This is a genomic window from Endozoicomonas sp. ALD068 (assembly GCF_049310145.1).
Lineage (GTDB): Bacteria > Pseudomonadota > Gammaproteobacteria > Pseudomonadales > Endozoicomonadaceae > Endozoicomonas_A.
This window is the reverse complement of record NZ_JBLYNU010000004.1, coordinates 4,944,693-4,970,352: the sequence shown is the minus strand read 5'-3', so window position 1 is coordinate 4,970,352 and position 25,660 is coordinate 4,944,693. Positions and strand designations below refer to the sequence as shown.

Below are 25,660 nucleotides of genomic sequence, written 5' to 3'. Positions count from 1 at the left end.
ATGACCGACTGGAGGCTGATGCAAAACGAAGCATCACACATGACCAGCACAAACGGATATTCAGGGTCAGGCATGCTACCCGATGGCAAATCCTGTCGGCGAAACAAACTTCAGATCATCACTTTGATGTATGGAACGGGCGGCGGTAACTATTCCCAGACAACAGCGTCAGAGGATCATGGTCAGTCATTCAATAGACATTCAGAAAAGTCGCATTATCTCTACGACAACGACCATAATGATGAAAGTTCGGGCCGACCCACTGACTCCCGACATAGCCTTGACAAAAATTGCCATGAACAGCCCTGTTGTAATCAACAAAGAGTCTGTATCTTCGCTCCTTCCACAAGTACCCGGTGTCCTTCAGCCTCAGATGACTCTTTCGCTTACACAACAGATGTCTATTTGCAAACAGGCGGTCAGGAATCTGGCCCGGTACACCATCCTGCTGAAAGTTCGACAGTTATCTCAGAAGCTGAAAGCACAACCGGTTCATCATTAAAATTAAATCCACCTCCTGTGAAAAAACAAAAGAAGGCAGGCGCCAAAAAATACCGATGTGATCACCTCGGCTGTGAAAAATCACTTAGCTCTCAAACCTCGTTTTACAATCACAAAAGTCAATATCACACCGGAGAACGAACCTGTCTCAAGTGCCAGAAGCCCCTGCCAAACGCTCATGCTCTGGCAGTTCACAAAAGAAAAGATCACTCCGGAGCGCAAACCTGCCCCGAGTGCCAGAAAACCTTGCCAAACAAAAAGGCCCTGTCGACTCACAAAACTCAATATCACACCGGAGAGAAAACCTGCCCTGATTGCGAGAAGACCGTGCCAAACGCGCAAGCCCTGTGGGATCACAAAAGAAAATATCACACCGGAGAACAAACCTGCCCTGAGTGCCAGAAGATCCTGCCGGACGCACAAGCCCTGTCGACTCACAAAAGAAAAGATCACACCGGAGAGCAAACCTGTCTTGAGTGCCAGAGGACCTTTGCAAACCTTCAAGCCCTGTCGGCTCACAAAAGTCAATATCACAGCGGAGAGCAAACCTGCCCTAAGTGCCAGAAGACCCTGTCAAACGCTCAAGCCCTGTGGATTCACAAAAGAAAAGAACACACCGGAGAGCAAACCTGCCCTGAGTGCCAGAAGACCCTACCAAACGCTCAAACGCTCTCTGTTCACAAAAGTCAATATCACACCGGAGAAAGAACCTGTCCTGAGTGCCAAAAGACCTTGCTAAACGCCCAAGCCCTGTCGAATCACAAAAGGCAACACCGTAAACGAAAGCTTGATGATGCAAAGTCAAGTGATTGATTTCTGCTTGTCACAGGCCGAGGAGGGAAAGGCACTGCACAGTTTGGGGTATGATCTGAAGTGCAATGCTCACGTCTATCTGTCTATCACCTGCGGGGGTATCGTCTATCCTCACTGCTCCTATCCCCGGAAAACAAAGGGTAGAGCCATTAAAAGTCTACTATCGCATGTATTGGTCTTTTTGCCTTTCGTCTGCCCGGTTGAGCCGCAGACTTGTGGTTTTATCGTAGAGGTTGATCAGAATGGGGCTTTGACAGGCCAGAGTTTTTCTATAAAAACTGAGCCGGGCCTATTAACTGCAACGCCAATGACTGATGGGAGGCTGATGCAAAACGAACCATCACATATGGTCAGCACAAAAGGATATTCAGGGTCAGGCATGCTACCCGATGACAAACCCTCCAGGAGAAACAAACTTCAGATCATCACTTTGATATACGGAACGGGCGGCGGTAACTATTCCCGGACAACAGAGTCAGAGGATCATGGTCAGTCATTCAATAGACATAGAGAAAAATCACATTATTTATACGACAACGACCATAATGATGAAAATTTGGGTCGGCCCACTGACTCACGACATAGCTTTGACAAGAATTGCCATGAACAGCCCTGTTGTAATCAACAGAGAGTCTGTATCTACGCTCCTTCCAAAAGTACCCGGTGTCGTTCAACCTCAGATGACTCTTTCGCTTGCGATGTCTATTTGCAAACAGGCGATCAGGAATCTGGCCCGATAAGCCATCCTGCTGAAGGTTCGATAGTTGTCTCAGGAGCTGACAGCACAACCGGTGCGTCATTAAAACTAAATCCACCACCTGCGAAAAAACAAAAGAAGGCAGGCTTCAAAAAATACCCATGTGATCAACCCGGCTGTGAAAAATCACTTGGCTCTCAAGCCTCATTGAACACTCACAAAAGGCAATATCACACTGGAAAGCAAAGCTGCCCTCGGTGCCAGAAAATCCTGCGAAACGCGAAAGTGCTGTCGGTTCACAAAAGAAAAGAACACACTGGAGAGCAAAACTGCCCTGAGTGCCAGAAGACCCTGCCAAACGCTCAAGCCCTGTCGGATCATAAAAGAAATTATCACACGGTAGAGCGAACCTGCCCTGAGTGTCAGAAGACCCTGCCAAGCGCTCAAGCCCTGTCGGCTCACAAAAGAAAAGAACACACCGGAGAGCAAACTTGCCCTGAGTGCCAGAAGACCCTGCCAAACGGTCCAGCCCTTTCGGCTCACAAAAGAAAAGAACACACCGGAGAGCAAACTTGCCCTGAGTGCCAGAAGACCCTGCCAAACGGTCCAGCCCTTTCGGATCACAAAAGAAAAGATCACAGCGGAGAGAAAACCTGCCCTGAGTGCCAGAAGACCTTGCCAAACGCAAAAGCCCTGTCAGTTCACAAAAGTCGATATCACACGGGAGAGCAAACCTGTCCTGAGTGCCAGAAGACCTTTGCAAACCTTCAGGCCCTGTCAGTTCACAAAAGAAAAGATCACACCGGAGAGCAAACCTGCTCTGAGTGCCAGAAGCCCCTGCCAAACGCTCAAGCCCTGTCAGCTCACAAAAGTCAATATCACACCGGAGAGCGAACCTGCCCTGAGTGCCAGAAGATCCTGCGAAATGCGAAAGCGCTGTCGGTTCACAAAAGGAAAGAACACACCGGAGAGCAAACCTGCCCTGAGTGCCAGAAGCACCTGCCAAACGTCCAAGCCCTGTCGAATCACAAAAGACAACACCGAAAACGAAAACTTGATGATGCAAAGTCAAGTGAATGATTTCGACTTGTCACAGGCTCAGGACGCAAGGGCACTGAGCACGTTTGAGCATGATCTTAAGTGCAATGTTCACGTCCATCGCGGGTTGACTGATAACAAAAAGACATGGGAAGAAATTTTCTTCACCAAGCAGTACTTAAACCTTATTTTTTGACATCCTCCCCGCCGTGAAGAGGGTGTCGCAAAACTCTGGTTTCGCAAAACTCTGGTTCCCGCCTTCACCCCCGTCATTCCCGCGAAGGCGGGAATCCACACTGACTCACCACCAGAACCATACTGCCCGGTGCTCCCCTGGCCTTGTCATCCCCGAGAAGGCAGAGATCCACCGTTGGCGCTGGATTCCCGCCTTCGCGGGAATGACGAACTCAGAGCATGGGAACGCGCTGTTGGAGTTTTGCGACACCCTCTCAAAGTACGGGGTTTTGCGCTAATTCGATAAGCCAGTTGGTTATCTATCTACGCTTTGTAACTCCTATAGAGCTTGCAAGCACTGAAAAACTGCCAAACTTCTTCTCGTCTATCCTCACTGCTCCTATCCATAAAAATCAGAGGATAGAACCATTAAAAGTCTACTCTCGCCCGTATTGCTCTTTGTACCTTTCGTCTGCCTGTTTGAGTCGCAGACTTACCGTTTAGTCGTTGAGGTTAATCAGAATGGGGCTTCGACAGGCCAGAGTTTTTCTATAAAAACTGAGCCGGGCCTATTAACTGCAATGCCAATGATTGATGGGAGGCTGATGCAAAACGAACCATCACACATGATCAGTACAAACGGATATTCGGGGCCGGACATGCTACCGGATGACAAAACCTCAAGGCGAAACAAACTTCAGATCATCACTTTGATGTACGGAACAGGCGGCGGTAACTATTCGCGGAAAACGGGGTCAGAGGATCATGGTCAGTCAGTCAATAGACATTCAGAAAAATCGCACTATCTATACGATAACAACCATAATGATGAAAGCTCGGGCCGACCCACAGACTCCCGACATAGCTTTGACAAAAATTGCCATGAGCAGCCTTGTTGTAATCAACAAAGAGTCTGTATCTTCGCTCCTTCAACAAGTACCCGATGTCGTTTAAACTCAGATGACTCTTTCGATTGCACAACAGATGTCTATTTGCAAACAGGCGATCAGGAATCTGGCCCGGTGAGCCATCCTGCTGAAGGTCCGACAGTTGTCTCAGGAGCTGAAAGCACAATCGATTCATCATTAAAATTTAATCCACCATCTGCGAAGAAACAAAGGAAGGCGGGTGCCAAAAAATACCTATGTGATCAACCCGGCTGTGAAAAATCACTTGGTTCTCAAGCCTCATTGAACACTCACAAAAGGCAATATCACACTGGAAAGCAAAGCTGCCCTTCGTGCCAGAAGTCTCTACCAAGCGCACAAGCCCTGTCGGCTCACAAAAGAAAAGATCACACCGGAGTGCAAATCTGTCCAGAGTGCCATAAGACCTTGCCAAACGCTCAAACCCTGTCTGTTCACAAAAGTCTGTATCACACCGGAGAGAAAACCTGTCCTGAGTGCCAAAAACCCCTGCCAAACGCTCATGCCCTGGCGGTTCACAAAAGAAAAGGTCACGCCGGAGAGCAAACCTGCCCTGAGTGCCAGAAGACCCTGTCAAATGCGAATGCCCTGTCGGTTCACAAAAGTCAATATCACACCGGAGAGCAAACCTGCTCTGAGTGCCAGAAGACCTTGCCAAACGCAAAAGCCCTTTCGGCTCACAGAAGAAAAGATCACACCGGAGAGAAAACCTGCCCTGAGTGCCAGAAGCCCCTGCCAAACGCTCAAGCCCTGGCGAATCACAAAAGAAAAGATCACACCGGAAAGCAAACCTGCCCTGAGTGCCTGGAGACTCTGCCAAACGCTCAAGCCCTTGCGATTCACAAAAGAAATGCTCACGCCGGAAAGCAAACCTGCCCTGAGTGCCAGAAGACCTTGGCAAACGTTCAAGCCCTGTGGGTTCACAAAAGAAAAGATCACACCGGAAAGCAAACCTGCCCTGAGTGCCAGAAAACCCTGCCACACGTTCAAGCCCTGTCGGTTCACAAAAGCCAATATCACACCGGAGAGAAAACCTGCCCTGAGTGCCAAACGACCCTGCCATATGCTCAAGCCCTGTCGGTTCACAAAAGTCAATATCACACCGGAGAGAAAACCTGCCCTGAGTGCCAGAAGACCCTGCCACACGTTCAAGCCCTGTCGGTTCACAAGAGCCAATATCACACCGGAGAGAAAACCTGCCCAGAGTGCCAGACGACAGTGCCACACGCTCAAGCCCTATCGAATCACAGAAGGCAACACCGGAAACGAAAGCTTGATGATGCAAAGCCAAGTGATTGATTTCTGCTTGTTTCAGGGTCAGGAGGTAAAGGCACTGCAAACGTTTGGGCATGATTTGAAGTGCAATACTCACGTCTATCGTCTATCACCAGCGGCGGTTAACCGATGACAAAAAGACAGGAAGGCAATAGAGCTTGCCAACATTGAAAAGCTTCCAAACTTCCTATCGTCTATCCTCACTGCTCCTATCCCCGGAAAAAAAGGATAGAAACATTAAAAGTCTACTCTCATACGTATTGGTCTTTTTGCCTTTCGTCTGCCCGGTTGATCCACAGACTTATGGTTTTATCGTTGAGGTTGATCAGAATGAGGCTTCGACAAGCCAGAGTTTTTCTATAGAAACTGAGCCGGGCCTATTAACTGCAATGCCAATGACTGATGGGAGGCTGATGCAAAACGAACCATCACTCATGATCAGCACAAACGGATATTCGGGGTCAGGTATGCTACCCGATGACAAACCCTGTCGGCGAAACAAACTTCAGATCATCACTTTGATGTACGGAACGGGCGGCGGTAACTATTCCCGGAAAACGGGGCCAGAGGATCATGGTCAGTCATTCAATAGACATTCAGAAAAACCGCATTATCTATACGACAACGACCACAATGATGAAAATTCGGGTCGGCCCACCGACTCCCGGCATAGCCTTGACAAAAATTGCCATGAACAGCCCTGTTGTAATCAACAAGGAGTCTGTATCTTCGCTCCTTCCGCAATTACCCGATGTCGTTCAGCCTCAGATGACTCTTTCACTTGCACAACAGATGTCTATTTGCGAACAGGCGATCAGGAATCTGGCCCGGTAAGCCATCCTGCTGAAGGTCTGACAGTTGTCTCAGGAGCTGACAGCACAACCGGTTCATTATTAAAATTAAATCCACCACCTGCGAAAAAACAAAGGAAGGCAGGCTCCAAAAAATACCGATGTGATTACCCCGGCTGTGAAAAATCACTTGGCTCTCGAACCTCGTTGTACAATCACAAAAGTCAATATCACACCGGAAAACGAACCTGTCCAGAGTGCCAGAAACCCCTGCCAAACGCTCAAGCCCTGGTGGTCCACAAAAGAAAAGATCACACCGGACAGCAAACCTGCCCTGAGTGCCAGAAGACCTTTGCAAACATTCAATCCCTGTTGACTCACAAAAGTCAATATCACACCGGAGAGAAAACCTGTCCTGAGTGCCAGAAGCCTCAGCGAAACGCTCAAGCCCTGGCGTTTCACAAAAGAAAAGATCACACCGGAGAGAAAACCTGCCCTGTGTGCCAGAAGACCCTGCCAAATGCGAATGCCCTGTCGGCTCACAAAAGTCGATATCACACTGGCGAGCAAACCTGCCCTGAGTGCCAGACGAGCCTGTTACACGCTCAAGCCCTGTCGGATCACAAAAGTCGATATCACACCGGAGAACAAACCTGCCCTGAGTGCCAGACGACCTTGGCACACGCTCATGCTCTGTCGGTTCACAAAAGTCAATATCACACAGGAGAGAAAATCTGCCCTGAGTGCCAGACGACCCTGGCACACGCTCAAGCCCTGTCGGTTCACAAAAGAAAAGATCACAGCGGGGGGCAAACCTGCCCTGAGTGCCAGACGACCCTGGCACACGCTCATGCCCTGTCGGTTCACAAAAGTCAATATCACACCGGAGAGAAAACCTGCCCTGAGTGCCTGAAGACCCTGCCACACGCTCAAGCCCTATTGAATCACAGAAGGCTACACCGGAAACGAAAGCTTGATGGTACAGAGTCAAGTGATTGATTTCTGCTTGTCACAGTCTCAGGAGGGAAGAGCACTGCACACGTTTGGGCATGATCTGAAGTACAATGCTCAGGTCTATCTGTCTATCAGCAGCGGCGGTTAACCGACGACATAAAGACATGAAAGGCAATAGAGCTTGCCAACATTGAAAAACTCCCAAACTTCCTATCGTCTATCCTCACTGCTCCTATCCCCGGTAAAAAAAGGATTGAACCATTAAAAGTCTCCTCTCGCACGTATTGGTCTTTTTGCCTTTCGTCTGTCCGGGTGAGCCACAGACTTATCGTTTTATCGTTGAGGTTGATCAGAATGAGGCTTTGACAAGCCAGAGTTTTTCTATAAAAACTGAGCCGGGCCTATTAACTGCAATGCCAATGACTGATGGAAGGCTGATGCAAAACGAACCATCACACATGATCAGCACAAACGGATATTCGGGGTTAGGCATGCTACCCGATGACAAGCCTTCCAGGCGAAATAAACTTCAGATGATCACTTTGATGTACGGAACGGGCAGCGGTAACTATTCCGGGACAACAGGGTCAGAGGATCATGGTCAGTCATTCAATAGACATTCAGAAAAATTACATTATTTATACGACAACGACCATAATGATGAAAATTCGGGTCAGCCCACTGACTCCCGGCATAGCTTTGACAAAAATTGTCATGAACAGCCCTGTTGTAATCAACAAGGAGTCTGTATCTTGGCTCCTTCCACGATTACCCGGTGTCGTTCAACCTCAGATGACTCTTTCGCTTGCGATGTCTATTTGCAAAAAGGCGATCAGGAATCCGGTCCGGTCAGCCATCTTGCTGAAGGTCCGACAGTTGTCTCAGGAGCTGACAGCACCACCGGTGCTTCATTAAAATTAAATCCACCACCTGCGAAAAAACAAAGGGAGGCAGACTCCAAAAAATACCGATGTGAGCGCCCCGGCTGTGAAAAATCACTTGGCTCTCAAACCTCATTGTACAATCACAAAAGTCAATATCACACCGGAGAACGAACCTGTCCTGAGTGCCAGAAGCCCCTGCCAAACGCTTATGCCCTGAGGGCTCACAAAAGAAAAGATCACACCGGAGAGCAAACCTGCCCTGAGTGCCAGAAGACCCTGCCAAACGCTCAAGCCCTGTCGAATCACAAAAGTCAATATCACAGCGGAGAGAAAACCTGCACTGAATGCCAGAGGCCTCTGCCAAACGCTCAAGCCCTGTGGGCTCACAAAAAAAAAGATCACACCGGAAAGCAAACCTGCCCTGAATGCCTGGAGACTCTGCCGAACGCTCAAGCCCTGTGGGTTCACAAAAGAAAAGATCACACCGGAAAGCAAACCTGCCCTGGGTGCCAGAAGACCCTGCCAAACGCTCAAGCCCTAACGGTTCACAGAAGTCTATATCACACCGGAGAACAAACCTGCCTTGACTGCCAGAAGACCCTGCCAAACGCGAAAGTTCTGTCGGCTCACAAAAGAAAAGAACACATCGGAGGGCAAACTTGCCCTGAGTGCCAGAGGCTCCTGCCAGACCCTCAAGCTCTGTCGGAGCACAAAAGAAAAGAACACACCGGAGAGCAAACTTGCCCTGAGTGCCAGAAGACCCTGTCAAATGCCAATTCCCTGTCGGTTCACAAAAGTCAATATCACACCGGAGAACAAACCTGCCTTGAGTGTCAGAAGACTCTGCCAAACGCGAAAGCCCTTTCGGGTCACAGGAGAAAAGATCACACTGGAGAGCAAACCTGCCCTGAGTGCCAGAAGACCCTGCCAAACGCTCTAGCCCTGTCGAATCACAAAAGGCAACACCGGAAACGAAAGCTTGATGGAGCAAAGTCAAGTGATTGATTTCTGCTTGTCACAGTCTCAGGAGGGAAGGGCACTGCACACGTTTGGGTATGATCTGAAGTGCAATGCGCAGGTCTACCTGTCTATCACCAGCGGTGGTTAACCAACGACAAAAAGACATGGAAGGCACTAGAGCTTGCCAACATTGAAAAGCTCCCAAACTTCTATCGTCTATCCTCATTGCTCCTATCCCCGGAAAAAAAGGATAGAACCATTAACAGTCTACTCTCGCACGTATTGGTCTTTTTGCCTTTCGTCTGCCCGGTTATGCCACAGACTTATCGTTTTATCGTTGAGGTTGATCAGAATCAGGCTTCGACAAGCCAGAGTTTTTCTATAAAAACTGAGCCAGGCCTATTCACTGCAATGCCAATGGCTGATGATAGGCTGATGCAAAACGAACCATCACACATGATCATCACTTTGATGAAAGGAACGGGCGGGGGTAACTACTCCCAGACAACAGAGTCAGAGGATCATGGTCAGTCATTCAATAGACATTCAGAAAAATCACACTATTTATACGACAACGACAATAATGATGAAAATTCGGGTCGGCCCACTGACTCCCGACATAGCTTTGACAAGAATTGCCATGAACAGCCCTGTTGTAATCAACAGAGAGTCTGTATCTATGCTCCTTCCAAAAGTAACCGGTGTCGTTCAACCTCAGATGACTCTTTCGCTTGCGGTGTCTATTTGCAAACAGGCGATCAGGAATCTGGCCCGGTAAGCCATACTGCTGAAGCACCGATAGTTGTCTCAGGAGCTGACAGCACAACCGGTGCGTCATTAAAATTAAAACCACCACCTGCGAAAAAACAAAAGAAGGCAGGCTTCAAACAATACCGATGTGATCACCCCGGCTGTGAAAAATCATTTAGCTCTCAAGCCTCGTTGAACAATCACAAAAGTCAATATCACACCGGAGAACGAACCTGCCCTGATTGCCAGAAGCCCCTGCCAAACGCTTATGCCCTGACGGTTCACAAAAGAAAAGATCACAGCGGAGAGCAAACCTGCCCTGAGTGCCAGAAGCCCCTGCCAAACGCTCAAGCCCTGTCGGCTCACATGAGTCAATATCACACCGGAGAGCAAACCTGCCCTGAATGCCAGAAGACCCTGCCAAGCGCTCAAGCTCTGTCAACTCACAAAAGAAAAGAACACACCGGAGAACAAACCTGCCCTGAGTGCCAGGAGACCCTGCCAAACACTCTAGCCCTGTCGAATCACAAAAGAAAAGAACACACCGGAGAGCAAACCTGCCCTGAGTGCCAGAAGACCCTGGCAAGCGCTCAAGCCCTGTCGAATCATAGAAGAAAAGATCACACCGGGGAGCAAACCTGCCCTAGGTGCCAGAAGACCCTGCCAAACGCTCAAGCTCTGTCGTCTCACAAGAGTCAATATCACACCGGAGAGCAAACTTGCCCTGAGTGCCAGAAAACCCTGGCAAGCGCTCAAGCCCTGTCGAATCACAAAAGAAAAGAACACACCGGAGAGCAAACCTGCCCTGAGTGCCAGAAGACCCTGGCAAGCGCTCAAGCCCTGTGGGTTCACAAAAATCAATATCACACCGGGGTGCAAACTTGTCCCGAGTGCCAGAAGTCTCTGCCAAGCGCTCAAGCCCTGTCGGGCCACAAAAGTCAATTTCACAGAGGAGAGCAAACCTGCCTTGAGTGCCAAAAAATCCTGCCAAACTCCGGCGCTCTGTCAAATCACAAAAGACAACACCGGAAGCGAAAGCTTGAAGATGCAAAGTCAAGTGATTGATTTCTGCTTGTCTCAGGGCCAGGAGGGAAAGGCACTGCACACGTTTGAGTATGATCTGAAGTGCAATGCCCACGTCTATCTGTCTATCACCTGCGGGGCTTAAACGATGACAAAAAGACATGGAGGGCAATAGAGCTTGCCAAGATTGAAAAGCTCCCAAACTTCTATCGTCTATCCTCACTGCTCCTATCCCCGGAAAACAAAGGATAGAACCATTAACAGTCTACTCTCATACGTGTTGGTCTTTTTGCCTTTCGTCTGCCCGGTTGTGTCACAGACTTATCGTTTTATCATTGAGGTTGATCAGAATCAGGCTTTGACAAACCAGAGTTTTTCTATAAAAACTGAGCCGGGCCTATTAACTGCAATGCCAATGACTGATGGGAGGCTGATACAAAACGAACCATCACACATGGTCAGCACAAACGGATATTCTGGTTCAGGTATGCTACCCGATGACAAACCTTGTCGGCGAAACAAACTTCAGATCATCACTTTGATGTACGGAACGGGCGGCACTGACTATACCCGAACAACAGAGTCAGAGGATCATGATCGGTCATTCAATAGACATTCAGAAAAATCAAATTATTTATACGACAATGACCATAATGATGAAAATTCAGGTCGGCCCAACGAATCCCGACATAGCCTTGACAAAAATTGCCATGAACAGCCCTGTTGTAATCAACAAAGAGTCTGTATCTTCGCTCCTTCCACAAGTACCCGGTGTCGTTCAGCCTCAGATGACTCTTTCACTTGGGATGTCTATTTGCAAACAGGCGATCAGGAATCTGGCTCGGAAAGCCATTCTGCTGAAAGTTTGACAGTCGTCTCAGGAGCTAACAGCACAACCGGTGCGTCATTAAAATTAAATCCACCACCTGCGAAAAAACAAAGGAAAGCAGGCCCCAAAAAATACCGATGTGATTACCCAGGCTGTGAAAAATCACTTGGCTCTCAAACCTCATTGTACAATCACAAAAGTCAATATCACACCGGAGAACGAACCTGTCCTGAGTGCCAGAAGACCCTGCCAAACGCTCAAGCCCTGTCGGTTCACAAAAGAAAAGATCACACCGGAGAGAAAACCTGTCCTGAGTGCCAGAAGACCCTGCCAAACGCTCAAGCCCTGTCGGTTCACAAAAGAAAAGATCACACCGGAGAGCAAACCTGTCCTGAGTGCCAGAAGACCCTGCCAAACGCTCAAGCCCTGTCGGTTCACAAAAGAAAGGAACACACCGGAAGGCAAACCTGCCCTGAATGCCAGAAGACCCTGTCAAACTCGACAGCCCTGTCGACTCACAAAAGTCGATATCACAGCGGAGAGCAAACCTGCCCTGAGTGCCAGAAGCCCTTGCCAAACGTGAAAGCCCTGATGGTTCACAAAAGAAAAGAACACACCGGAGAACGAACCTGTCCTGAGTGCCAGAAGACCTTGGCAAACAGTCAGGCCCTGTCGGCTCACAAAAGTCGATATCACACCGGAGAGAAAACCTGCCCTGAATGCCAGAAGACCCTGCCAAACACTCAAGCCCTGTGGGATCATAAAAGAAAATACCACACCGGAGAACAAACCTGCTCTGAGTGCCAGAAGCCCCTGCCAAACGCTCAAGCTCTGTTGATTCACAGAAGAAAAGATCACAGCGGAGAGCAAACTTGCCCTGAGTGCCAGGAAACCCTGCCAAACACTCTAGCCCTGTCGAATCACAAAAGAAGAGAACACACCGGAGAGCAAACCTGCCCTGAGTGCCAGAAAACCCTGGCAAGCGCTCAAGCCCTGTCGACTCACAAAAGCCGATATCACAGCGGAGAGCAAACCTGCCCTGAATGCCAGACGACCCTGCCACACACCTATGCCCTGTCGACTCACAAAAGCCGATATCACACCGGAGAGCAAACCTGCCCTGAGTGCCAGAAGACCCTGCCAAACGCTCAGGCCCTGTTGGTACACAAAAGAAAAGATCACACCAGAGGGCAAACTTGCTCTGAGTGCCAGAAGCTCCTGCGAAACCATCAAGCTCTGTCGAAGCACAAAAGTCGATATCACAGTGGAGAGCAAACCTGCCCTGAGTGCCAGAAGACCCTGCCACACGCTCGAGCCCTGTCGGTTCACAAAAGTCGATATCACAGTGGAGAGCAAACCTGCCCTGAGTGCCAGAAGACCCTGCCACACGCTCGAGCCCTGTCGGTTCACAAAAGTCGATATCACACCGGAGAGAAAACCTGCCCTGAGTGCCAGAAGACCCTGCCACACGCTCTAGCCCTGTCGGTTCACAAAAGAAAAAAGCACAGCGGAGAGCAAACCTGCCCTGAGTGCCAGAAGACTCTGCCGAACGCTCAACTCCTGTCGACTCACAAAAGAAAAGAACACACCAGGGAGCAAACCTGCTCTGATTGCCAGAAGATCCTGCCAAACGTTCAAGCTCTGGTAAATCACAAAAGACAACACCGGAAACGAAAGCTTGAAGATGCAAAGTCAAGTGATTGATTTCTGCTTGTCACAGGCTCAGGAGGGAAGGGCACTGCACACGTTTGGGTATGATCTGAAGTGCAATGCGCAGGTCTATCTGTCTATCACCAGAGGCGGTTAACCGATGACAAAAAGACATGGAAGGCAATAGAGCTTGCCAACATTGAAAAACTCCCAAACTTCCTATCGTCTATCCTCACTGCTCCTATCCCCTGAAAAAAAGGATAGAACCATTAAAAGTCTACTCTCGCACGTATTGGTCTTTTTGCCTTTCGTCTGCCCGGTTGAGCCACAGACTTATGGTTTTATCGTTGAGGTTGATCAGAATGAGGCTTCAACAAGCCAGAGTTTTTCTATAAAAACTGAGCCGGGCCTATTATCTGCATTGCCAATGACTGATGGAACGCTGATGCAAAACGAACCATCACACATGATCATCACTTTGATGTACGGAACGGGCGGCAATAACTATTCCCGGGTAACAGAGTCAGAGGATCATGGTCAGTCATTCAATAGACATTCAGAAAAATCACATTATTTATACGACAACGACCATAATGATGAAAATTCGGGTCGGCCCACTGACTCCCGACATAGCTTTGACAAGAATTGCCATGAACAGCCCTGCTGTAATCAACAGAGAGTCTGTATCTACGTTCCTTCCAAAAGTACCCGGTGTCGTTCAACCACAGATGACTCTTTCGCTTGCGATGTCTATTTGCAAGCAGGCGATCAGGAATCTGGCCCGGTAAGCCATCCTGCTGAAGCACCGACAGTTGTCTCAGAAGCTGACAGCACAACCGGTGCGTCATTAAAATTAAAACCACCACCTGCGAAAAAACAAAGGAACGCAGGCTCCAAAAAATACCGATGTGATCACCCCGGCTGTGAAAAATCACTTAGCTCTCAAAACTCGTTGTGCAATCACAAAAGTCAATATCACACCGGAGAACGAACCTGCACTGATTGCCAGAAGTCCCTGCCAAACGCTTATGCCCTGACGGTTCACAAAAGAAAAGATCACACCGGAGAGAAAACCTGCCCTGAGTGCCAGAAGACCCTGGCAAACGCAAAAGCCCTGTCGGATCACAAAACTCGATATCACACCGGAAAGCAAACCTGCCCTGAGTGCCAGAAGCCCCTGCCAAACGCTCAAGCCCTGGCGGTTCACAAAAGAAAAGAACACACCGGAGAGAAAATCTGTCCTGAGTGCCAGAAGACCCTGGCAAGCGCTCAAGCCCTGTCGAATCACAAAAGTCGATATCACACCGGAGAGCAAACCTGCCCTGAGTGCCAGACGACCCTGGCAAGCGCTCAAGCCCTGTTTAATCACAAAAGCCGATATCACAGCGGAGAGCAAACCTGCCCTGAGTGCCAGAAGACCCTGGCAAGCGCTCAAGCCCTGTCTAATCACAAAAGCCGATATCACAGCGGAGAGCAAACCTGCCCTGAGTGCCAGAAGACCTTGGCACATGCTCGAGCCCTGTCGGTTCACAAAAGTCAATATCACACCGGAGAACAAACCTGCCTTGAGTGCCAGAAGACTCTGCCAAACGCGAAAGCCCTTTCGGCTCACAGAAGAAAAGATCACACCGGAGAGAAAGCCTGCCCTGAGTGCCAGAAGCACCTGCCAAACCCTCAAGCCCTGTCGAATCACAAAAGAAAAGAGCACACCGGAAAGCAAACCTGCCCTGAGTGCCAGAAGACTCTGCCAAACGCGAAAGCCCTGTCGAATCACAAAAGAAAAGCACACACTGGAGAGCAAACCTGCCCTGAATGCCAGGAGACCTTGCCAAATAGTCTAGCCCTGTCGAATCACAAAAGAAAAGATCACACCGGAAAGCAAACCTGCCCTGAGTGCCAGAAGACCCTGCCAAACGCTCAAGCCCTGTCGGTTCACAAAAGTCAATATCACACCGGAGAACAAACTTGCCTTGAGTGCCAGAAGACTCTGCCAAACGCGAAAGCCCTTTCGGCTCACAGAAGAAAAGATCACACCGGAGAGCAAACCTGCCCTGATTGCCAGAAGCCCCTGCCAAACGCGAAAGTCCTGTTGGCTCACAAAAGAAAAGATCACAGCGGAGAGCAAACCTGCCTTGAGTGCCAGAAGACCCTGCCAAACGTTCAAGCTCTGTCGGAGCACAAAAGTCGATATCACAGAGGAGAGCAAACCTGCCATGAGTGTCAGAAGACTCTGCCAAACCCTCAAGCCCTTTCGGCTCACAAAAGAAAAGAACACACAGGAGAGCAAACTTGCCCTGAGTGCCAGAAGCTACTGCCAAACTCTCAAGCTCTGGTAAATCACAAAAGTCAATATCACAGTGGCGAGCAAACCTGCCCTGAGTGCCGGAAGACCCTGCCACACGCTCAAGCCCTGTCGACTCACAAAAGAAAAGAACACAGCGGAGAGCAAACCTGCCCTGAGTGCCGGAAGACCCTGCCACACGCTCAAGCCCTGTCGACTCACAAAAGAAAAGAACACAGCGGAGAGCAAACCTGCCCTGAGTGCCAGAAGACCCTGGCAAGCGCTCAAGCCCTGTCGACTCACAAAAGAAAAGAACACAGCGGAGAGCAAACCTGCCCTGAGTGCCAGGCGCTACTGCCAAACAATCAGGCTCTGTCGAATCACAGAAGACAACACCGGAAACGAAAGCTTGAAGATGCAAAGTCAAGTGATTGATTTCTGCTTGTCACAGGCTCAGGAGGGAAAGGCACTGTACACGTTTGGGTATGATCTGAAGTGCAATGCTCACGTCTATCTGTCTACCACCAGCGGCGGTTAACCGATGAAAAAAAGACATGGAGGGCAATAGAGCTTGCCAACATTGTAAAGCCCCCAAACTTCTATCGTCTATCCTCACTGCTCCTATCCCCAGAGAACAAAGGATAGAACCATTAACAGTCTACTCTCGTACGTATTGGTCTTTTTGCCTTTCGTCTGCCCGGTTGTGCCACAGACTTATCGTTATATCGTTGAGGTTGATCAGAATCAGGCTTCGACAAGCCAGAGTTTTTCTGTAAAAACTGAGCCGGGCCTATTATCTGCAATGCCAATGACTGATGGGAGGCTGATGCAAAACGAACCTTCACACATGATCATCACTTTGATGTACGGAACGGGCGGCGGTAACTATTCCCGGGTAACAGAGTCAGAGGATCATGGCCAGTCATTCAATAGACATAGAGAAAAATCACATTATTTATACGACAACGACCATAATGATGAAAATTCGGGTCGGCCCACTGACTCCCGACATAGCTTTGACAAGAATTGCCATGAACAGCCCTGTTGTAATCAACAGAGAGTCTGTATCTACGCTCCTTCTAAAAGTACCCGGTGTCGTTCAACCTCAGATGACTCTTTCGCTTGCGATGTCTATTTGCAAACAGGCGATCAGGAATCTGGCCCGGTAAGCCATCCTGCTGAAGCACCGACAGTTGTCTCAGGAGCTGACAGCACAACCGGTTCATCATTAAAATTAAATCCACCACCTGCGAAAAAACAAAAGAAGGCAGGCTTCAAAAAATACCGATGTGATCACCCCGGCTGTGAAAAATCACTTAGCTCACAAAACTCGTTGTGCAATCACAAAAGCCAATATCACACCGGAGAACGAACCTGCCTCAAGTGCCAGACGACCCTGCCAAACGCTCAAACCCTTTCGGATCATAGAAGAAAATATCACACCGGGGAACAAACCTGCCCTGAGTGCCAGAAGACCCTTCCAAGCGCTCAAGCCCTGTCGTATCACAAAAGCCGATATCACAGCGGAGAGCAAACCTGCCCTGAGTGCCAGAAGAACTTGGCACATGCTCGAGCCCTGTCGGTTCACAAAAGTCAATATCACACCGGAGAACAAACCTGCCTTGAGTGCCAGAAGACTCTGCCAAACGCGAAAGCCCTTTCGGCTCACAGAAGAAAATATCACACCAGAGAGCAAACCTGCCCTGAGTGCCAGAAGACCCTGGCAAGCGCTCAAGCCCTGTGGGTTCACAAAAGAAAAGATCACACCGGAGAGAAAACCTGCCCTGAGTGCCAGAAGACTCTGAAAAACCCTCAGGCCCTGTCGAATCACAAAAGAAAAGAGCACACCGGAGAGCAAACCTGCCCTGAGTGCCAGAAGACCCTGGCAAGCGCTCAAGGCCTGTCAAATCACAGAAGCAAACATCACAGCGGAGAGCAAACCTGCCCTGAATGCCAGACGACCCTGCCACACGCTCAAGCCCTGTTGCATCATAGAAGAAAAGAGCACACCGGAGAGCAAATCTGCCCTGAGTGCCAGAAGACCCTGTCAAACGCTCAAGCTCTGTCGGCTCACAAAAGTCATTATCACACCGGAGAGCAAACCTGCCCTGTGTGCCAGAAGACCCTGCCAAATGCTCAAGCCCTGGCGAATCACAAAAGAAAAGAACACACCGGGGAGCAAACCTGCTCTGATTGCCAGAAGACCTTGCCAAACACTCAAGCCCTGTCGACTCACAAAAGAAAAGAACACAGCGGAGAGCAAAACTGCCCGGAGTGCCAGAAGACCCTGTCAAACGTTCAAGCCCTGTCGACTCACAAAAGTCGATATCACAGCGGAGAACAAACCTGCCCTGAGTGCCAGAAGACCCTGCCAAACGCTCAAGCCCTGTCGACTCACAAAAGAAAAGAACACACCGGGGAGCAAACCTGCTCTGATTGCCAGAAGACCCTGCCAAACACTCAAGCCCTGTGGGGTCATAAAAGAAAATACCACACCGGAGAACAAACCTGCCCTGAGTGCCAGAAGCTCCTGCCAAACTATCAAGCTCTGTCGGAGCACAAAAGTCGATATCACAGCGGAGAGCAAATCTGCCCTGAGTGCCAGAAGACTCTGCCAAACGCTCAAGTCCTGTCGAATCACAAAAGAAAAGAACACACTGGGGAGCAAACCTGCTCTGATTGCCAGAAGATCCTGCCAAACGTTCAAGCTCTGGTAAATCACAAAAGACAACACCGGAAACGAAAACTTGAAGATGCAAAGTCAAGTGATTGATTTCTGCTTGTCTCAGGGTTAAGGGAGAAAGGCACTGCACACGTTTGGGTATGATCTGAAGTGCAATGATCACGTCTATCTGTCTACCACCAGCGGCGGTTAACCGATGACAAAAAGACATGAAAGGCAATAGAACTTGCCAACATTGAAAAACTCCCAACCTTCCTATCGTCTATCCTCAGTGCTCCTATCCCCGGAAAAAAAGGATAGAACCATTAAAAGTCTACTCTCGCACGTATTGGTCTTTTTGCCTTTCGTCTGCCCGGTTGAGCCACAGACTTATGGTTTTATCGTTGAGGTTGATCAGAATGAGGCTTCAACAAGCCAGAGTTTTTCTATAAAAACTGAGCCGGGCTTATTAACTGCAATGCCAATGACTGATGGGAGGCTGATGCAAAACGAACCAACACACATGATCATCACTTTGATGTACGGAACGGGCGGCGGTAACTATTCACGGATAACAGAGTCAGAGGATCATGGTCAGTCGTTCAATAGACATTCAGAAAAATCACATTATTTATACGACAACGACCATAATGATGAAAATTCGGGTCGGCCCACTGACTCACGACATAGCTTTGACAAGAATTGCCATGAACAGCCCTGTTGTAATCAACAGAGAGTCTGTATCTACGCTCCTTCCAAAAGTATCCGGTGTCGTTCAACCTCAGATGACTCTTTCGCTTGCGATGTCTATTTGCAAACAGGCGATCAGGAATCTGGCTCGGAAAGCCATTCTGCTGAAAGTTTGACAGTCGTCTCAGGAGCTGACAGCACAACCTGTGCGTCATTAAAATTAAAACCACCACCTGCGAAAAAACAAAGGAAGGCAGGCTCCAAAAAATACCGATGTGATCACCCCGGCTGTGAAAAATCACTTAGCTCTCAAAATTCGTTGTGCAATCACAAAAGCCAATATCACACCGGAGAACGAACCTGCCCTGATTGCCAAAAGCCCCTGCCAAACGCTCAAGCCCTGATGGTTCACAAAAGAAAAGATCATACCGGAGAGAAAACCTGCCCTGAGTGCCAGAAGACTCTGCCAAACGCTCAAGCCCTGTCGGTTCATAAAAGAAAAGAACACACCGGAGAGCAAAACTGCCCTGAGTGCCAGAAGACCTTGGCAAACAGTCTTGCCCTGTCGGCTCACAAAAGTCAATATCACACCGGAGAGAAAACCTGCCCTGAATGCCAGAAGACCCTGCCAAACACTCAAGCCCTGTGGGTTCACAAAAGAAAAGAACACACCGGAAAGCAAACCTGCCCTGGGTGCCAGAAGACCCTGCCAAACGCTCAAGCCCTGGCGGTTCACAAAAGAAGAGAGCACACCGGAGAGCAAAACTGCCCTGAGTGCCAGAAGACCTTGGCAAACAGTCAGGCCCTGTCGGCTCACAAAAGTCAATATCACAGCGGAGAGAAAACCTGCCCTGAATGCCAGAAGACCCTACCAAACACTCAAGCCCTGTGGGATCATAAAAGAAAGTACCACACCGGAAAACAAACCTGCCCTGAGTGCCAGAAGATCTTGGCAAATAGTCAGGCTCTTTCGACTCACAAAAGTCAGTATCACACTGGAGAGAAAACCTGCCCTGAATGCCAGAAGGCCCTGCCAAACACTCAAGCCCTGTGGGATCATAAAAGAAAATACCACACCGGAGAACAAATCTGCCGTGAGTGCCAGAAGCCCCTGCCAAACGCTCAAGCTCTGTTGATTCACAGAAGAAAAGATCACAGCGGAGAGCGAACTTGCCCTGAGTGCCAGAAGACTCTGGCAAACACTCTAGCCCTCTCGAGTCACAAAAGAAAAGAACACAGCGGAGAGCAAACCTGCCCTGAATGCCAGACGAGACTGCCACACGCTCAAGCCCTGTCGACTCACAAAAGAAAATATCACACCGTAGGGCAAACTTGCTCTAGGTGCCAGAAGCTCCTGCCAAACCATCAAGCTCTGTCGGAGCACAAAAGTCGATATCACAGAGGAGAGCAAACCTGCCATGAGTGTCAGAAGACTCTGCCAAACAATCAAGCCCTTTCGGTTCACAAAAGAAAAGATCACACCGGAGAGCAAACCTGCCCTGAGTGCCAGACGACCCTGCCACACGCCCAAGCCCTGTCGAATCATAGAAGAAAAGAACACAGCGGAGAGCAAACCTGCCTTGGATGCCAGAAGACCCTGCCAAACGTTCAAGCTCTGTCGGAGCACAAAAGTCGATATCACAGAGGAGAGCAAACCTGCCCTGAATGCCAGAAGACCCTGCCAAACGCTCAAGCCCTGTCGGATCACAAAAGAAAATATCACACCGGAGAGCAAACCTGCCCTGAGTGCCAGGCGCTACTGCCAAACATTCAGGCTCTGTCGAATCACAGAAGGCAACACCGGAAACGAAAGCTTGAAGATGCAAAGTCAAGTGATTGATTTCTGCTTGTCTCAGGGTTAAGAGGGAAAGGCACTGTACACGTTTGGGTATGATCTGAAGTGCAATGCTCACGTCTATCTGTCTATCACCAGAGGCGGTTAACCGATGACAAAAAGACATGGAAGGCCATAGAGCTTGCCAACATTGTAAAACTCCCAAAGTTCCTATCGTCTATCCTCACTGCTCCTATCCCCGGAAAAAAGGATAGAACCATTAAAAGTCTACTCTCGCACGTATTGGCCTTTTTGCCTTTCGTCTGCCCGGTTGAGCCACAGACTTATGGTTTTATCGTTGAGGCTGATCAGAATGAGGCTTCGACAAGCCAGAGTTTTTCTATAAAAACTGAGCCGGGCCTATTAACTGCAATGCCAATGACCGATGGGAGGCTGATGCAAAACGAACCATCACACATGATCATCACTTTGATGTACGGAACGGGCGGCGGTAACTATTCACGGATAACAGAGTCAGAGGATCATGGTCAGTCGTTCAATAGACATTCAGAAAAATCACATTATTTATACGACAACGACCATAATGATGAAAATTCGGGTCGGCCCACTGACTCACGACATAGCTTTGACAAGAATTGCCATGAACAGCCCTGTTGTAATCAACAGAGAGTCTGTATCTACGCTCCTTCCAAAAGTACCCGGTGTCGTTCAACCACAGATGACTCTTTCGCTTGCGAGGTCTATTTGCAAGCAGGCGATCAGGAATCTGGCCCGGTAAGCCATCCTGCTGAAGCACCGACAGTTGTCTCAGAAGCTGACAGCACAACCGGTGTGTCATTAAAATTAAAACCACCACCTGCGAAAAAACAAAGGAACGCAGGCTCCAAAAAATACCGATGTGATCACCCCGGCTGTGAAAAATCACTTAGCTCTCAAAACTCGTTGTGCAATCACAAAAGTCAATATCACACCGGAGAACGAACCTGCACTGATTGCCAGAAGTCCCTGCCAAACGCTTATGCCCTGACGGTTCACAAAAGAAAAGATCACACCGGAGAGAAAACCTGCCCTGAGTGCCAGAAGACCCTGGCAAACGCTCAAGCCCTGGCGGTTCACAAAAGAAAAGAACACACCGGAGAGCAAAACTGCCCTGAGTGCCAGAAGACCCTGGCAAGCGCTCAAGCCCTGTCGTATCACAAAAGTCGATATCACAGCGGAGAGAAAACCTGCCCTGAATGCCAGAAGACCCTGCCAAACACTCAAGCCCTGTGGGTTCACAAAAGAAAAGAGCACACCGGAAAGCAAACCTGCCCTGGGTGCCAGAAGACCCTGTCAAACGCTCAAGCCCTGGCGGTTCACAAAAGAAGAGAACACACCGGAGAGCAAAACTGCCCTGAGTGCCAGAAGACCTTGGCAAACAGTCAGGCCCTGTCGGCTCACAAAAGTCAATATCACAGCGGAGAGAAAACCTGCCCTGAATGCCAGAAGACCCTGCCAAACACTCAAGCCCTGTGGGATCACAAAAGAAAAGATCACACCGGAAAGCAAACTGCCCTGGGTGCCAGAAGACCCTGCCAAACGCTCAAGCCCTGGCGGCTCACAAAAGAAAAGATCACAGCGGAGAGAAAACCTGCCCTGAGTGCCAGAAGACTTTGCCAAACGCGAAAGCCCTGTCAGTTCACAAAAGTCGATATCACACGGGAGAGCAAACCTGTCCTGAGTGCCAGAAGACCTTTGCAAACCTTCAGGCCCTGTCAGTTCACAAAAGAAAAGATCACACCGGAGAGCAAACCTGCTCTGAGTGCCAGAAGCCCCTGCCAAACGCTCAAGCCCTGTCGGCTCACAAAAGTCAATATCACACCGGAGAGCCAACCTGCCCTGAGTGCCAGAAGATCCTGCGAAATGCGAAAGCGCTGTCGGTTCACAAAAGGAAAGAACACACCGGAGAGCAAACCTGCCCTGAGTGCCAGAAGCCCCTGCCAAATGTCCAAGCCCTGTCGAATCACAAAAGAAAAGAACACACCGGAGAGCGAACCTGCCCTGAATGTCAGGAGACCTTGCCAAATACTCTAGCCCTGTCGAATCACAAAAGAAAAGATCACACCGGAAAGCAAACCTGCCCTGAGTGCCAGAAGACCCTGCCAAACGCTCAAGCCCTGTCGGTTCACAAAAGTCAATATCACACCGGAGAACAAACTTGCCTTGAGTGCCAGAAGACTCTGCCAAACGCGAAAGCCCTTTCGGCTCACAGAAGAAAATATCGCACCGGAGAACAAACCTGCCCTGAGCGCCAGGCGCTACTGCCAAACAATCAGGCTCTGTCGAATCACAGAAGGCTACACCGGAAACGAAAGCTTGAAGATGCAAAGTCAAGTGATTGATTTCTGCTTGTCTCAGGGTTAAGAGGGAAAGGCACTGTACACGTTTGGGTATGATCTGAAGTGCAATGATCACGTCTATCTGTCTACCACCAGCGGCGGTTAACCGATGACAAAAAGACATGGAAGGCCATAGAGCTTGCCAACATTGTAAAACTCCCAAAGTTCCTATCGTCTATCCTCACTGCTCCTATCCCCGGAAAAAAGGATAGAACCATTAAAAGTCTACTCTCGCACGTATTGGCCTTTTTGCCTTTCGTCTGCCCGGTTGAGCCACAGACTTATGGTTTTATCGTTGAGGCTGATCAGAATGAGGCTTCGACAAGCCAGAGTTTTTCTATAAAAACTGAGCCGGGCCTATTAACTGCAATGCCAATGACCGATGGGAGGCTGATGCAAAACGAACCATCACACATGATCATCACTTTGATGTACGGAACGGGCGGCGGTAACTATTCACGGATAACAGAGTCAGAGGATCATGGTCAGTCGTTCAATAGACATTCAGAAAAATCACATTATTTATACGACAACGACCATAATGATGAAAATTCGGGTCGGCCCACTGACTCACGACATAGCTTTGACAAGAATTGCCATGAACAGCCCTGTTGTAATCAACAGAGAGTCTGTATCTACGCTCCTTCCAAAAGTACCCGGTGTCGTTCAACCTCAGATGACTCTTTCGCTTGCGATGTCTATTTGCAAACAGGCGATCAGGAATCTGGCTCGGAAAGCCATTCTGCTGAAAGTTTGACAGTCGTCTCAGGAGCTGACAGCACAACCTGTGCGTCATTAAAATTAAAACCACCACCTGCGAAAAAACAAAGGAAGGCAGGCTCCAAAAAATACCGATGTGATCACCCCGGCTGTGAAAAATCACTTAGCTCTCAAAATTCGTTGTGCAATCACAAAAGCCAATATCACACCGGAGAACGAATCTGCCCTGATTGCCAGAAGACACTGCCAAACGTTCAAGCCCTGGCGGTTCATAAAAGAAAAGAACACACCGGAGAGCAAAACTGCCCTGAGTGCCAGAAGACCTTGGCAAACAGTCATGCCCTGTCGGCTCACAAAAGTCAATATCACACCGGAGAGAAAACCTGCCCTGAATGCCAGAAGACCCTGCCAAACACTCAAGCCCTGTGGGTTCACAAAAGAAAAGAACACACTGGAAAGCAAACCTGCCCTGGGTGCCAGAAGACCCTGCCAAACGCTCAAGCCCTGGCGGTTCACAAAAGAAAAGAACACACCGGAGAGCAAAACTGCCCTGAGTGCCAGAAGACCCTGCCAAACACTCAAGCCCTGTGGGATCATAAAAGAAAATACCACACCGGAGAACAAACCTGCCGTGAGTGCCAGAAGACTCTGGCAAACACTCTAGCCCTTTCGGTTCACAAAAGAAAAGAACACACCGGAGAGCAAACCTGCCCTGAGTGCCAGACGACCCTGCCACACGCCCAAGCCCTGTCGAATCATAGAAGAAAAGAACACAGCGGAGAGCAAACCTGCCTTGGATGCCAGAAGACCCTGCCAAACGTTCAAGCTCTGTCGGAGCACAAAAGTCGATATCACAGAGGAGAGCAAACCTGCCCTGAATGCCAGAAGACCCTGCCAAACGCTCAAGCCCTGTCGGATCACAAAAGAAAATATCACACCGGAGAGCAAACCTGCCCTGAGTGCCAGACGACCCTGCCACACGCCCAAGCCCTGTCGAATCATAGAAGAAAAGAACACAGCGGAGAGCAAACCTGCCTTGAGTGCCAGAAGACCCTGCCAAACGCAAAAGCTTTGTCGGATCACAAAACTCGATATCACAGCGGAGAGCAAACCTGCCCTGAGTGCCAGAAGCCCCTGCCAAACGCGAAAGCCCTGTCGGATCACAAAAGTCGATATCACAGAGGAGAGCAAACCTGCCCTGAATGCCAGAAGACCCTGCCAAACGCTCAAGCCCTGTCGGATCACAAAAGAAAATATCACACCGGAGAGCAAACCTGCCCTGAGTGCCAGACGACCCTGCCACACGCCCAAGCCCTGTCGAATCATAGAAGAAAAGAACACAGCGGAGAGCAAACCTGCCTTGAGTGCCAGAAGACCCTGCCAAACGCAAAAGCTTTGTCGGATCACAAAACTCGATATCACAGCGGAGAGCAAACCTGCCCTGAGTGCCAGAAGCCCCTGCCAAACGCGAAAGCCCTGTCGGATCACAAAAGTCGATATCACACCGGAGAACAAACCTGCCCTGAGTGCCAGACGACCCTGCCACACGCTCAAGCCCTGTCGGTTCACAAAAGTCAATATCACACCGGAGAGCAAACCTGCCCTAAGTGCCTGAAGACCCTGCAACACGCTCAAGCTCTGTGGGATCACAAAAGAAAATATCACACCGGAGAACAAACCTGTCCTGAGTGCCAGAAGCCCCTGCCAAATGCTCAAGCCATGTGGGTTCACAAAAGAAAAGATCACAGCGGAGAGCAAACCTGCCCTGAGTGCCAGGCGCTACTGCCAAACATTCAGGCTCTGTCGAATCACAGAAGGCAACACCGGAAACGAAAGCTTGAAGATGCAAAGTCAAGTGATTGATTTCTG

Annotated in this window: 13 protein-coding genes and 2 pseudogenes; all 15 read left to right on the top strand. The window is 49.4% G+C overall.

Translation table 11 applies throughout. From position 1 onward, the window contains the following. Positions 1 to 18 precede the first annotated feature (18 nt). The 15 genes and pseudogenes from ACO6V5_RS18140 (at position 19) to ACO6V5_RS18070 (ending at position 25,654) form a co-directional block, all read left to right on the top strand. Positions 19 to 1,314: a C2H2-type zinc finger protein gene (locus ACO6V5_RS18140; protein WP_422413081.1), complete on the top strand. Its 1,296-nt coding sequence runs from the start codon at positions 19 to 21 to the stop codon at positions 1,312 to 1,314. Positions 1,315 to 1,639: 325 nt separating this feature from the next. Further along, on the top strand, positions 1,640 to 3,091 hold the full coding sequence (locus ACO6V5_RS18135) for a C2H2-type zinc finger protein (protein WP_422413079.1): 1,452 nt from the start codon (positions 1,640 to 1,642) through the stop codon (positions 3,089 to 3,091). Positions 3,092 to 3,374: 283 nt separating this feature from the next. Then, complete coding sequence (locus tag ACO6V5_RS18130; RefSeq protein WP_422442077.1) at positions 3,375 to 3,530, top strand: hypothetical protein; 156 nt, start codon at positions 3,375 to 3,377, stop codon at positions 3,528 to 3,530. Between the two features lie 298 nt (positions 3,531 to 3,828). Continuing rightward, positions 3,829 to 5,448, top strand: coding sequence for a C2H2-type zinc finger protein (locus tag ACO6V5_RS18125; RefSeq protein ID WP_422413077.1), 1,620 nt, complete (start codon positions 3,829 to 3,831; stop codon positions 5,446 to 5,448). 389 nt (positions 5,449 to 5,837) lie between these two features. After that, positions 5,838 to 7,214, top strand: a complete 1,377-nt coding sequence (locus ACO6V5_RS18120; RefSeq protein WP_422413075.1) for a C2H2-type zinc finger protein — start codon at positions 5,838 to 5,840, stop codon at positions 7,212 to 7,214. A gap of 392 nt (positions 7,215 to 7,606) precedes the next feature. Next, positions 7,607 to 9,058 carry a C2H2-type zinc finger protein gene (locus ACO6V5_RS18115; RefSeq protein WP_422136382.1) on the top strand — a complete coding sequence of 484 codons (1,452 nt, stop codon included), beginning with the start codon at positions 7,607 to 7,609 and terminating at the stop codon, positions 9,056 to 9,058. Positions 9,059 to 9,448: 390 nt separating this feature from the next. Next, entirely contained in the window at positions 9,449 to 10,828 is a 1,380-nt protein-coding gene (locus ACO6V5_RS18110; protein ID WP_422140063.1) for a C2H2-type zinc finger protein, read from the top strand. Positions 10,829 to 11,201: 373 nt separating this feature from the next. Further along, the gene (locus ACO6V5_RS18105; RefSeq protein WP_422413073.1) at positions 11,202 to 13,319 is read left to right on the top strand and encodes a C2H2-type zinc finger protein; all 2,118 of its coding nucleotides are present in this window, start codon (positions 11,202 to 11,204) and stop codon (positions 13,317 to 13,319) included. Between the two features lie 391 nt (positions 13,320 to 13,710). Beyond that, positions 13,711 to 15,981, top strand: a complete 2,271-nt coding sequence (locus tag ACO6V5_RS18100) for a C2H2-type zinc finger protein (protein WP_422473373.1) — start codon at positions 13,711 to 13,713, stop codon at positions 15,979 to 15,981. A gap of 391 nt (positions 15,982 to 16,372) precedes the next feature. Continuing rightward, positions 16,373 to 18,319: a C2H2-type zinc finger protein gene (locus ACO6V5_RS18095; protein WP_422139573.1), complete on the top strand. Its 1,947-nt coding sequence runs from the start codon at positions 16,373 to 16,375 to the stop codon at positions 18,317 to 18,319. Between the two features lie 391 nt (positions 18,320 to 18,710). Further along, positions 18,711 to 20,738, top strand: coding sequence for a C2H2-type zinc finger protein (locus ACO6V5_RS18090; RefSeq protein WP_422492138.1), 2,028 nt, complete (start codon positions 18,711 to 18,713; stop codon positions 20,736 to 20,738). Positions 20,739 to 21,104: 366 nt separating this feature from the next. Continuing rightward, positions 21,105 to 21,899 (top strand): annotated as a pseudogene (locus tag ACO6V5_RS18085) (C2H2-type zinc finger protein); the annotation flags it as partial. A gap of 272 nt (positions 21,900 to 22,171) precedes the next feature. Further along, positions 22,172 to 22,444, top strand: a pseudogene (locus tag ACO6V5_RS18080) (C2H2-type zinc finger protein); the annotation flags it as partial. Positions 22,445 to 22,750: 306 nt separating this feature from the next. Beyond that, entirely contained in the window at positions 22,751 to 23,074 is a 324-nt protein-coding gene (locus tag ACO6V5_RS18075; protein ID WP_422492212.1) for a C2H2-type zinc finger protein, read from the top strand. 390 nt (positions 23,075 to 23,464) lie between these two features. After that, a complete protein-coding gene (locus tag ACO6V5_RS18070; protein WP_422492137.1) occupies positions 23,465 to 25,654 on the top strand; it encodes a C2H2-type zinc finger protein in 2,190 nt (729 codons plus the stop codon). Positions 25,655 to 25,660 lie beyond the last annotated feature (6 nt).